This is a genomic window from Flavobacterium sp. U410 (assembly GCF_053570605.1).
Genome location: NZ_JBSEFI010000034.1, coordinates 13,790 through 27,694, shown reverse-complemented (window position 1 = coordinate 27,694; position 13,905 = coordinate 13,790). Strand labels below are relative to the sequence as shown.

General features: G+C 30.7%; 4 protein-coding genes. All 4 read right to left on the bottom strand.

Annotation, left to right across the window (positions count from 1 at the left end; translation table 11 throughout):
* Positions 1-131 precede the first annotated feature (131 nt).
* From ACUSJC_RS16195 to ACUSJC_RS16180, 4 genes are read right to left on the bottom strand one after another with little or no spacing between them, the layout of a single operon-like run.
* Positions 132-554 carry a DUF2059 domain-containing protein gene (locus ACUSJC_RS16195; RefSeq protein WP_449270609.1) on the bottom strand — a complete coding sequence of 141 codons (423 nt, stop codon included), beginning with the start codon at positions 552-554 and terminating at the stop codon, positions 132-134.
* Between the two features lie 36 nt (positions 555-590).
* A complete protein-coding gene (locus tag ACUSJC_RS16190) occupies positions 591-1,622 on the bottom strand; it encodes a hypothetical protein (protein WP_449270608.1) in 1,032 nt (343 codons plus the stop codon).
* Positions 1,623-2,846 carry a Hint domain-containing protein gene (locus ACUSJC_RS16185; RefSeq protein WP_449270607.1) on the bottom strand — a complete coding sequence of 408 codons (1,224 nt, stop codon included), beginning with the start codon at positions 2,844-2,846 and terminating at the stop codon, positions 1,623-1,625.
* A gap of 2 nt (positions 2,847-2,848) precedes the next feature.
* Positions 2,849-13,768 carry a thrombospondin type 3 repeat-containing protein gene (locus tag ACUSJC_RS16180; RefSeq protein WP_449270606.1) on the bottom strand — a complete coding sequence of 3,640 codons (10,920 nt, stop codon included), beginning with the start codon at positions 13,766-13,768 and terminating at the stop codon, positions 2,849-2,851.
* Positions 13,769-13,905: the final 137 nt, after the last annotated feature.

The following is a 13,905-nucleotide window of genomic DNA, read 5'->3' as shown; positions in this document are numbered from 1 at the left end:
CTGTTATTTAGGATTGCAAAGATATACTTTTTTTTCTGAAACAAAAAACAATTGCTTACTTTTTTAGAATTATAATGAAAGTGGATTTTTGTTTTATTTTTGTAAAATAAATTTTCGTTTTTTTACTTTAACTAGTTTATAATTTCCTGATTAATCAATCTTGCAACATCTTGCCCAAATTGTTTTCCAAGTTGATATAATTGAGTGCTGACTTTTTGAGTTTTATCAGTATACTTAGACCTTTCATTACTTTCATATAAAACTATAAGTTCATTAATCTCTTTTTCTGTAAAATTAGTATAATATATATTTTTTGAACTCTTTATGAAAGAAATATAATCTATTTTATTTGTTATTGTTTTCCACTTTGTATCATTTATACTAGGATATTTTTTCTTATATTGACTAACAATCTGATCAATTAATATTTTACAAGACTCTTCTGTTTTATTTATTCTAAATAGTTTATCTATCAATAAATCTTTCTGTGTCGTTTTCTGCTGACTATAACTTAATATAGTAAATAGGCTTAAAAAAAATAATATTTTTTTCATTCTTTATAATTTAAAAAAATATACTTGGTTAAAATTTTATTCAAAAAAAAGCTCCCAAGCTCCTGTAGGTAAAGCTTTTTTCATGTTATAAATTTCATATTTTTCTTTATAATTATAAATGTCATGATGGATTAATACAATCATAAAAATTTTTTTTAATTTATTGTCCTTTATTAAATTTAAAATTAAAGGTAACTCTTCTATATTTAAAAAACAATATTGAATTATAAAGCGAGTCATTATATAACTACTTTTGTAAATCACTTCAACATCAGTACTAGAATCAGATATTTTAGGCAGATCTTTTAGATATTTGTCAATATCCATAATATTTTTTATTGGGGTGATATTTAAATAATCATCTATTTCTAGCATTTTTTGATTTTCTTGCCAATAGTCAAACACAAAATAGAATTTTAAAGCATCTTGTAATTCTTCTATATCATCCTTAATATAAGTATTTTTATCACTATAATTAATGATTCCATTTAATAAACTAAGTAAAAGATTAAAATTTAGTAAAACCTCTTCTCTTTTAAACTTAGATGGTAATAAATCTATGATGCCGTCATCGTAATAAATTTTTTCAAATAATTTTATCAAATCAATATTTTTATAAAATAAATTAATTTGATTATTTTTTATAATCTTGCATTTAAGAGATGTAGATTCTTCCCATGAGTTTAGTTCAAATAATTTTTGAATGATACGATTATTCACTTTTACTTTATCCCTTTTTGAAAAGTCACAAAATAATAAACATTTTAAAAATTCTATTGAAATTCTTTGAACCAAAGAATTCTTAACTAATTTAAAGTCGAAGTAGATTAGAAATACATAATTAATTTCTGAAAAAATATTTTTAAGATTATTTTTCTTTATATTTAATTTTAATTCTAGATATTTTAATATTTTATCACTTTGTATATATTCAAAAATTTCTAATATATACAATGATTGTTCATCAATATTATTAAAATACCCAAATAATTTTTTTCTTTCATTAATTATAAAACGTTCTTCTACTTTTTTCAAAAAACGATTCAATAAATCATCCTTTATTGTCATTTATCTTTTTACCTCATAAATTTTTACACTCTCAATTCTTTTATTAAACTCTGGAAGCAAATCTTTACCTATTCCAAAATTGCCTGGCTCATTTGCCTTTAAAATAATCCTATCAGGAGCTCCTTTTTCTCCTTTTAAAAATTCATAATTAATACCCTTTTCTTTTAACCATTCTAAAGTACCTTTTTTCATAGTAAACTCTGCTCTATGAGTATAATTAGCTGCTTTCCCAAATTTAGCTTTTTTATTTGCTTTGGTACTTATTGCAACCCACTTAGCCCCGTCTCCTTCAATGTGTGGAACTAATCCTTTTTTCTTTGTAAGTTCAGCCTCAGCTTTGTTCATCATCCTTTGTAAGGTAACTTCACAATTATGAGCCAAAACATATTGTTCACCCGCTAAAAAATTATGATCTCTGTATATTTCAAGATCATACACAACGTGCCAACCTTCATTAGGTTCTTTACTGGTGAGTGTTAATATTCCTTCTTTTGTTGTAATATGCTCACCTATACCCAATTCCCCCACAGATACCCAACCCTCTCTGTCTGCACTCCAGAGCAAATGATTTGTTGTAGGTGAAATTATCTTTTCGCTATCATTAAACTTAATATCAACTACATTGTTAGCCGAGTGCTCTATTTTTCCTGTTATTGGTCTCTTTACATGGCTTTCATCATAGTAGTAATCCCAAAAACGAGTATCTAACGTATTGGGATAAATCTTAACAATAGGAATTTCTCCATCTATACCTATCTGAGGTAATGAGATATAGATCTTATCACCAGCTTTTGTTGCACTATTCTCTAAAAACCAACTGTTAGGTCTTCTCAAATGGATATTTGTATAGCTCCCGTTTGTTTCTTTAACTTGAAGATGTACCCATTTCCATGTATAAGGCGTTATTTCTTCATTATCTATACCCTGTTCTTCGTAAAAAGACTCGTTTAATGAAAAGGCAATAATACTTTCTTCCTGCTCATTTAACTTCTTTTGTATTTCTTTTTCTTTCTCTGTATAGTATTCTACAGGTATAGGCTCTACAATAAAATTATCCGAAAACAAATAAGGATTAGTAAAAACATTTGTCGGTCGATAATAGACAAACGAAGGACTATGATTGTCTTCTATTTTAACTATCTCACTATTGATACTTGCTATTTCCTGAGCTGTTATTTGGAATAATCCAAATAACAGTAAAAGATACATCATCAGTTTTTTCATAACTAGTTTTCTTTATAAGTTATATCATACATTTTAAACTCTCCTTGTAATAATGTAATTTTCTGAACAGTCACTTTCCTACCATTATACAACATTACCTGTTGTCCTTGTTTTAAACTAGAAACATTCACCTCTATTCCTTCTACAAGAAAATTAAAATCTGGTGTTACTCTGATTATTTCTCCCTCAATCATTAATTCATAAACTTCTCTCACTATCATTTCTTTTACTTCATGGACTTCTTCTACAATAATCCTGTCATTCACATAATCATAGTCTAGAATCTTTTCTCCAACTTTAATCTCTGATATCTCTTTTAACCCACTTGATGTTAAAATTTTTGTCTCTCCGGTAAAACAAGCACAATTAATTTTTTTCATTGTTTTTGCTAATTTGGTCTGTTTGGCTTTTTTACCCCAATCAATAAATTTTTTAGCAGAACTACCTGTTACCAATCCTGTTAAAGTACTACCTAACTCTTCTCCCAACTCATACAGTGCATCTGGATCTCCTTTCATTGCTTTTTCGAACATCTCTACTTTATCTGCCAACATTGCTTTTGCAAAGCCAACAGGATCGGAGGCCATCATTTTAAATGTTTCAACCATATCACTTCTAAATTTAGAATCTGTTGCCAAATCATACATAAATCCTAAAGTCCCTAAAGGCGACGCGTCTACTATTCCATCAAGAACTCCAGCTGCTAAAGGAGGCATTTCAACACCAAATTTAGCTAAAAGTTCCGACGGTTTAGGATAATCCCCGTCTTGATCCACCATATAAATCGGGTTATTCAAAGCATAACTATAAGGAGATTGACTAGCTATGATAGGAGCAAATCTATCAGGATTTGTCCATCTTCCTATTCTTGGATCATAATTTCTTTCTGTATAGCTTATACTATTTCCTTCCCCTTTAATCTCGTCATCTTTCTCCATTCCATTAAAGCCATAACGATATATTTGGCTAAAATAAGAACGTCCAGGTATTGTCATTCCAAATGGATAATAATCATTATAACCCATAACATCCGGGAAGAGTGTTGCTGATAATGGTTCTCCATTACCATCGACTTTAATTAATTTTCTATCCGAAATGATAGATAATACATTCCCTAAATGATTAGATAGCTCATAATTTTTATCCCCTACGACTCTTAAATAAGAATCCTCAAGTATAATTGTCTGGTCTATTAATGAGTTCCCTTGATCTAAACCTTCACATACGTCACCTACTCCATTTTGGTTACTATCTAACTGATTTACATTAGCTATTGTTGGACAATTGTCACATACATCACCCACACCGTCTCCGTCTGTATCTGTTTGATCATAGTTAGATGTTGATATACAATTATCACAAACATCGCCCACTCCATCTCCGTCTGTGTCTGTTTGATCATAATTAGCAATTAATTTACAATTATCACAAACATCACCTACATTATCTCCATCAGCATCTTCCTGTAATGGGTTGTATGTATACGGACAATTATCTATACTATCTACAATTCCATCTCCATCAGAATCCATAGGTCCAGAGCCACAATAAGACTGAGTAAACGGAACACCGCTAGTATTCATTGCTAATCCATTTTCAGCAATTGTAGGGTTCGTATTGTCATCAAATGTGAATTCATTTTCAAAAGAAGGGTCTTCTAAATCTTTTAGATGTTTATCTATTGCATACGTAAAATCACACACCTCTGCTTTAATTCCTTGAACTATTGGCAATGTTATTTGAGCTCCTCCACATAACTGCCCATAAATCTTATCTGAAACGTTCCCTAGTTTATTCTTTATGGCAACTGGAAGCAAACTGCTACTATTATTACTTCTCCTAATCGTATTACTCTGATTATTATTTAGTTTAGTCTGCTTCGTTATCGTAAAGTTCCCTAGCGCATATACGTTTCCGTTTAAAGTTAATTTAGGCTCAAAAGTGTCTGTTGAAGCATTATACGATAATTTTAGCTCATAACTCCATTCTGTTTCAGGTAAAGCCGGAATAGAATTATTTAAGATATATTTAGTTGAATATAGGTAACTATAATATCTATTATATCGTCTACTTCTTTTCTTGCCATTACAATTTCTTCTTTTTTGCTCGTGTCTTCTATTATATTTCTCTACATAAATTACAGGTTTATAACCACTATTTGTTTTTTCGACAGCTAATAAGATCACTGAATTATAATATTTCAGAGACTTATAAATATCTTCGTTTTCCGGCTTTTGAATCTTCTTCTCTCCTTGAATTAGAGATAAGACTCTTTCAGTAGAGTTACTCCAAGAAGAATCATCTTGTATTTTAAAGTTTGTAGATATCTCAATTTCATCCGTTATTGTTCCTGCTTCTGAATAAAAATTAAGATCCCTAAAAGATTCTGTATCCGTCCAATATGTTGAATTAGATCCATTTAGTTGAATACCATAAATATTAGGAGGCGTAAGATTATTTATTACAGGTTGTGTAGTTTGTCTTTCTACAGAAGCATTTGTTAATTCTTCTTTAATTGTTTTTCCTGCAAAACTATTTAAGAGTACGTCTTTTTGTTCTATCCCTAAACGACTACTTCCATAAATATGATGTTCTACTAAATGCAAATTACCACTAGAATCCAGTTCATATACGGCTAATACATTGCCTTGCGCATCTCGTTGGTAATAGGTAACTACTGTTCCATTCACTGTAGTGTGACGTTTAGCAATCCTATTTCCTAACCCGTCGTATTCAAAGGCTATTACCGTTCCATCATCCTTGGTTACTTTATCAACTTTACCATCTACACGCCACTCTATATTCAGTCCTTCTGCATTATCTCTTATCAATTGACCTATTTCGTCATATTCATAATTATATGAATTTTGATCATCTATGTCATTAGTAGCCGAAGGAGCTTGAGTATCATCTACGTGCCCTAACTGATTATTACCATAAGGATAATTATAGGTAAGATTATCCATTAATGTTCCATTCTGTAATGTTCGGGTAAGCCTATTTAAATTACCATTCTTATCATAAGAATATGTACTTGAATACGAATTAGTATTTGATGAATTCGTTAATGATTTGGAATTCATTGACTTTATTCTATTCAATTGATCATATCTATAGTAATTATATTGCGTTGGTAACAGGTTTTGATTTTCATTTATCAGAGAAGTTACCATCTCTTTAATATTTCCATTGTACAAATCATGATTTTGCTCCTGATTTTGTCCTTTAGAATAAACAAACGGATCAACGTTGTTGAATCTGGATTTGTAATCTCCGCTATAATAATTTAAAGCAAAACCAAAAGCATCCTGAGCAACACTCAAGCCATCTTTACCAATATCTGTAGTTTGGTTAACACTTTCTGTATTAACTGCTTTTAACCAGCCTTGAAGAGTATAGATATAATCTAATCCCTGAACTTGCTTATCTCCTATGATTGTTCTTGCTACCGGTCCATGATCGTAATATAAATAATTTGCTTCTTTTTCCCATATTACATTATCCTTACTAGTATAAACCTGAGTAATTCTATTGTCTGCATCGTATTCATATTTGTGAATAAACTGATCTTTTTTATTTGCCTGATATATTACTTTATTAACATTACCACTAATTAAATCATACTCATAAGTGATATTTTTAGTATCATGTCCATTTATAAGACTTGCATTTTTTACGTGACTTACCAATTCTTTTACGTTTCCATGTACATCATAATCATAAAAAATAGCATTGTCATAATCTTCTTCATTTGTAGTTGCTGTTTTTACTTTATGAAATAATACTCCTGTCACTCGTTTATGCGTATTATCTTCTTCATAACTTTCAAAAAGACTGCTTGAATTTGCAAAAGAAGTATCATAGTGAGTAATTGTAACTTGTTTAAAATCGTTAGATAGATTATTTGGATAACTATCATCAATAGAATTTACAGGTACTAAACTTCCATTACTGTAAACTAGTTTTCCTTTATTATTAATACTAATATCCGTACTTGTTGTAAATTCACCTACTTCAAAAATTCTTCCTAATCCATCATATCTTGTATAGCTGTAAATATTGCTGTTTTGCTGTAAAGAATTATTCTTCTGTTTAGCATTTTGAGATGCAATAATTCTTCCTAATTCATCATACGCAAATCGTATTTCTCCACCATCCGGAGTAGACTGCCAAACTAACTGATTTAACGAATTATATTTATATTTTGTCTCTAATGTATGATTAGGAACCGTTTGTCCATTTCCTACTCCATCGGCAAGCATATCCTGCTCATTTCCTGACAATCTTATTCCGTTAATAACAGCATTATTTGAGGCATCATCTATTCTATTAACTCCTTTAGGAGGAACTGTTTGAATAAGATTTCCTGCCTGGTCATAATAATATAATGTGTATTGATATTCGCCATCGAAGCCATCTTTAATGAAAACTTCTTTGACATTATCTATTGCCGCATTAATATAATCTGCTCTGAATTGAGCTACTTTAATGTTTATATAGTCTTCCAATAACTGAGAACTATAGGTTGCTTGAACATTAGCTGTAAATACCTCACAAGGGGTTAAAATCTCTATATTAAGTTCTCCAAAACTTGGCACCATTGGTGCTGGCGGACATATTTGGTTTTGTATCGTATAAATTTGATCTATATATTCATTCCATGTCAAAGTACTTCCTGAAGGATTTGTAATTTGATTGTCTATATAATCTTTATATTCATTTATAGCGTCTATGGTTCCTGCATAGCCATAATTCAATTTAGATGCACCAAACTCTCCTAAAGTTAGAAACAGACCGTTTTCCGTATCAATTGTCTGACCATCTCCATAAGGGTATGAATTAGGAATATCATCAGATAAATGGAACGCTTCCAAATAATACAAATAATCAGATGCAATATATGCGTAATTGGCTTCACAAAAGAATGTGTTCATTATCATCATTTCTTTGTCACCGACACCATTTTCAGGATCAATAACACTAGAAAAATTAGTAATTAGAACAGCTTTTGGTACTTTTTTAATAAATTCTAACCATTTTTCACTACATACTACAGGCGCTACTGCAGTAGGAATACATGTTTCACAAGGAACTAAAATATCCTGATAACATTCTTCTAATTCAAGACAAGAAATATTTCCTGTGCCAATAAACTCTTTATCTTTAAAAAGGATATGAATAGTAAACGTATTTAAATATTCATCAAACTCTAAAGATAAAAATTCAGAATGTTGTAATTCTTCAATTGTTAACCTCGGAACATTAAAAACAAGTTCACAAGAAGAATCTTCTCCGAAAACAAATCCTATTTGTGTACCCTGTTCTGTTTCTGCAACATAGACGTTGTATACTCCTTTGGGAGAATTTGTAATATACGATGCAATATCCTCAAATCCTTTTGGTGTTTCTCCATCTGCTAAATCAGGGTTATTAATAATCTCTTGTAATAAGATTAATAATCCATTTTGCGCTTGAATCATAGATTTACATTCTTTGAACATAAGGCATGAACCTGTCCCACATGCTACAAAAGAACCTTCTTTTATGTAACTTTGTTTTTCATCACATGGATTTTCTTTGCCCGGACATATACATTCAAAATAATCCTTATGGTGTACTGTAATACAGAAATCAAATGTTCCGTCCGGATTTACATTTGTTATTTCAAAATCTGAAAAATGTGTTATACTCTCATTAAATGTTGTTCTAATATCGCACCTATCCGGATAATTTTTCAAAGGAAGGTTAATTTTACAATTTTGTTTTTTATCTAAATAGAAAAATAATCCATACGATATCATTCCATTATACTGATTTTGATTGAAACCAAAAACACCGTCATAAGTCGTAAAAATGTCGTTCATGAATCCAAAACCATCGCCCCAACCATTAGCAACAGATCCTGACTGACTTTGATGCCATAATTCGTTAAAAAATTTATTAAAATTCTCGTAATATGCACTGAAATCACTACCCGTATAGATTCTTTCCGTACACTGACATCCAAATTCTAAATTTGTTATAGTTCCATAAACAGGAATCTCATTTAGTTCTCCAGCATTATTCAAATAATACATTGAAACTGATAATAGTCCGCTAGCATTTGGAGTATTCCCAATTTGGATACTTGTAATTTTAAATAAGTCATTAGGTAAACTAATGTTGAGACTCATTAAAATAGTCCCTCCTAAACTAATTGTATAACCGTTTGAGTTACTTCCCCAAATACCGTCAAAATTACTATCTCCTAAAATTTGAGGTATCATTCCTTGCTCATAAGTAGTTGACTGAACAGGGTTTGAAGCATCATATAAATCCTTATTATTTAATTCACCGTTATTATATAAATAGTTCATCAACTTCACCAATCCTTTTTCAAAACGAGTCTTATTAAAACATCCGCTTCCTGCCTCTGTTTCTGAACTTGTATTCAATCCTCCCTCTGCTGTATCAAACTGACAATCTCCTATTGGAGCTATTGTTGTTCCTTCTATTAATATTTCTTCTGTAGGGCATCCTTCAATATTAAGTGCCGGATTTGACCATTGAATTTCAGCTAAAACTCTAAACTTAGAATTTGTCCCTGGTAAATAATAAATATTTTTAAATTTTGTAATAAAAAACTCTCCACTATTGTAAAGTTCCCAAGAAGGCTGATCCGTAATGTTAGGATTACAATTATAGTAATTTGTAGATTCTATTATGTCCAAGAAAATCTTCTCACTATTCCCAACTACTAACGTCCATATTTCTTGGCTATCCATCTGCCCCGTAATATATTCATCACTTGTTAAAGGCAATGAAGAACCGTTTAAAGCTACATATAAATCTTGCGCCAAATATGGCATAGAATAAAGAGGAAGTTGTCCATAATGTATATTTAAACCTGTTGCATTCCAATTAGTATCAATTAATCCGTTCAAAAGATTTTCTATATCAAACAATAATGGACATTTGCCTGTTTCTAAGAAATAAGTTGAATCTCCATCAGCTTCCGAATTTGCAGAAGCCACACTATCCGGAACGCCTGAATCATAGCCATAATCAGCAGGAATAAAACGTTTTTCTTTTTCTTGATAATACTGTAGTGTGAAATTTTGACAAACAGGACTTTCAAAAGCCCCGGAACCACTTGGTGTACTATTGAAAGCATTATCTATTATCTCTAAAAGTTTTGTATAATTATTATAAGATCCTCCATAAGTAAAATCAGGAACCAAGTTATAATTGAATTTATTAAATAATGTAACAAAAGTGTCTGTATTCTCTGGATTACCTATACAATCGTTATACCCATTATGATTAATAGCATATAAATGAGAAAATACCGTTTTTGTTTTCTCTTTTACAGAAAGGTAATAACTTCTAAAAGTATCCCAAATTCTATTTTTCTGGAAATCATTCAAGTTATTAATTATTACCAAAAGAGAACTATTATCTATAGGTCCTGAAGAAGTAAATAAGTTATTATATGCACTTTGCGGAGCTAATCCATTACTTAAAACTACAGTATAGTAAGCCACAAATAAAGCCGGTAATTTGTATACTCCCATATTGTTTTCCAACTCAAATCCATCATAATTGTAAAGCAATGCTTCTTTCATCAAATTTTTACGAATTTGGAAAAAAGTACCGTTCTCTGTGGTATATTGTATATTGTAGAAAGGATCTTGAGTTTGATTTAAAATAGTATAAATTATACCATTTCCATTATTATAGGCTTCATCAAAAGTTTCTATAGAACGAAGTCTTTCATCAAATCCATCTGAGTTTTCATTTGAAAATTTTTCATCACATATTGCATTAAAATATTTATAATACTGATATTCCGGATGATATGGTAATAATGAATTTGCCCATGATGGTTGCCAATAATTTAAAAAATCCTCTATGCTTGCCAAATATTGTGGTCTTACTTTTCCATCAACAACATAATTAGGATCCAGAACTTGAGGTTCATAAATATCTTCACTTATCTCTTCTACCTCTATAAATGCTTCTACTCCTAATTCATCAGCATAAGGTGAGAATGGATATCTCCAACTATAATTGGTATAATTTGGTGTTGTTGTATTTACGCCTCCATAAATAAGTCCGTTATATTCGTCAAAAACACTCAATGATTGATAATCCGGATCTGTATTCACTGTAGAAGTTCCTTCATCATCTTCCTCGCCATCATCTTCTCCCTCGATATCACTTGTAAACTGTTCTATACTACCATACTGCCCCATAGGACTAACATCTACCAAAAGCATTTCATAATTGACATTACAAGTATTTAATGGCTGATTACATAAATCTCTACATGTTTGCAGCAGTAATAGAAACTCATTTTGTAATTGAGATTCTGCAATATTAATTTGCGCTTGTTCTTGTTGTAATGGTGTAGGCTGAATAACTAAATTGCTTCCACTATACGAAAATTGGAAATCCGGGAAAAGAATCCCTAAATTTTCAATCACATAATTTTTCAACATTAGATCTATATAGCTCTGTCTTGTCTGAATATTCCCTAAACTAAATTGATTTGTATATGCCGAAGAATTCAAGAATAATTGATATGCCGCCAAATAATCTTCATAAGTAGAAAAATCTTCTTGAGTTTGAGTGAATTCTACTACGTCGAAAAAGTTTTGGAAATTCTGATAATTATTCTCATCCAGATATCTTTCTCCCAGAGAGAGTTCACAAGAATGACAAGAAACATTACAGTCATTGATATCATTACCAGAATCGAAATTAAATTCAGGTTTACAAGTTGTATTTAGAAGCGTTCTATATTCATTTTCATAATTATTTATTGCTTCCAGATCAATACTCAAATCCTTATTTAATGTATAACTTCCTATCTTTAAAGGATCTGTAGATAAGGTTGTTGTATTAGGTAAACTTTGCGAATTGAGATTCTTATTCAAAGTTCCTATAAGCTGTTCATTTCCACAATCATCTAATAGACTGAAACTTACATTATAAACAAAAGGGTATTGAATATTATTACAATCGGTAACAAAACTTCCTGTTTCTGCATTGTCTAATTCATACGTAAAAGATAAAGAAGAATCATCTTTAGCTACCCCAACTTGAGAATTTAAACGAATTCCGTCATATAAAACTCCATTATTTCCAGACACATAAGGAGAATTATTTCCTAATAAATTCACGCCTATTTCTCCTTCGTTGTCTATACCGTCTAATAGCATAAGATTCTCTGGATTTTCACCTGCCAAAGCGGTAGCAATAGTTCTCCCTTGCGGATCCAAATAAGTGATGCTTACCTGCCTGTTAGGATCTACCACCATATTCTTTTTGTATCTCTTAAAATCTCCTACTTTATATCCAAACAGTCTATTTAGTTCTTCTTGACTAGGGGTTAAATAGAAATAGTTCATTTCATGCCCGTTTCCTATTTGATGCTCTAATCCCACTCCTCCTTTTCTTCTTATTCTACCGGTATTGTCAGGAGTATATTCAATTTGAGAAAAAGGGAATTTTTCTGCATCGGGTACAAAATCCTGATAATTGTTCTGAGGAATTCCGTTATTAGCATTTAAAGAATAATACTTACTCGCCCCTGAGTCAACCCCCATTCCTTCTATCTGATTTGGATCACAATTTTGTTCATTTTCATCATCCCAATCAAAATCGTGATGTGAATAAGTGGTAGAATTATCTTCTTTTTTATTTAATTGATCGAAATATTGAATCCCCGAAGTTCCTACAGGGATAGGCAAAACTTCAATTGCCGGTCTTCCTTGATTATCATAAATAACTTCACCTACTAAAGTTTGATTATTTGTATTTATCTTTGTGACTGTTTGACGATTTCTAAGACTACCATCGAAATAACTCACCACATCTTTTTTCTTTCCATCTTCTGCATAAGAAACCTGATATTGCCAATTCTTATTTCCTAGTTCATGCTCATTTGTGATCTTAAAATAGTTATTCCAATCTGCAATAGTAGTATATGTTTGTGGCTGAAAAGTTGTCCAACTTCCGTAATAATTTACGGAAAGATTATCTAAAAATTTCCCTATAGGTCTAACTCTATAAACTAAGAAGCCTTTGTTATAAACCAGAGGTATTCTATATCTTGTTTCCCTTGTCTGAACTTTAGTACTATTTCTTAAAAAATCTGTTTCTGTCAACGCTATTTCATTTGCTTGAAGTGTATTTGCTGAAACTTCCCCATAATTATCTATCCATGTCCATTCTAATTCATATTCAACAGGTTTTGCTCCGGTGAACGACCATTCTATTATAACTTCTTTTGCTGAACCTGAAGTAAGACCAGAACCTAAATTGATTTCGTTTCCTAGATTATACCCTATAAAAGTATGGTGTGCACTAACAATTGTAGATGCTATATTGTAATACCTATCTGTCTCAAACGTCAATTTTAAATAGGTTGAATTATCGGAATTGTTGATCGTCGACAGAGAATTACCGTTTACATCATAATAACTTATACTGTTAACTACAACATCAGCTTTATATGCATTTTGAATCTTAACAACGGTATAATCATTATTTGTCATACCATCTATCACATTATTGTGATAAATTCGATCCAAATTTTTGTTAAATACTTGGACTCCTCCTCCTAGTTTATGTACTGTTATAGTAATATTTGCTTCGCAAGAATATATAAATGCATATTTATTACTATCATTTAAGTCTTCGTTAAATCCAAAATGGACATACACTGCCGGATTGGAAGATGCAAAAGAATTGTTTGGTGTGTTATTTGTAATATAACCATTAAGAGTATTAAACAATGGATCTGCAACACTAATCGTAGCATTGTTAATCGCCGAAGCATTTAAAACTGTTGATGTTACAACAACTTTTTCTTGGCCATAGGATAACAGACCAAAAAATAAAATTAAAACCTTGAATACTGAAATCAATTTTTTCATTTTATTGAAATTATATCTTTTACTTAATTGTTTTTTCTCTTATGGTTGTCAAAGAGCAACCATTATAATTCTTTTGTATATGATAACTGAATCACCTTTAAAAAGCATTTATTTACATCAAATCCTCATCTATTTAA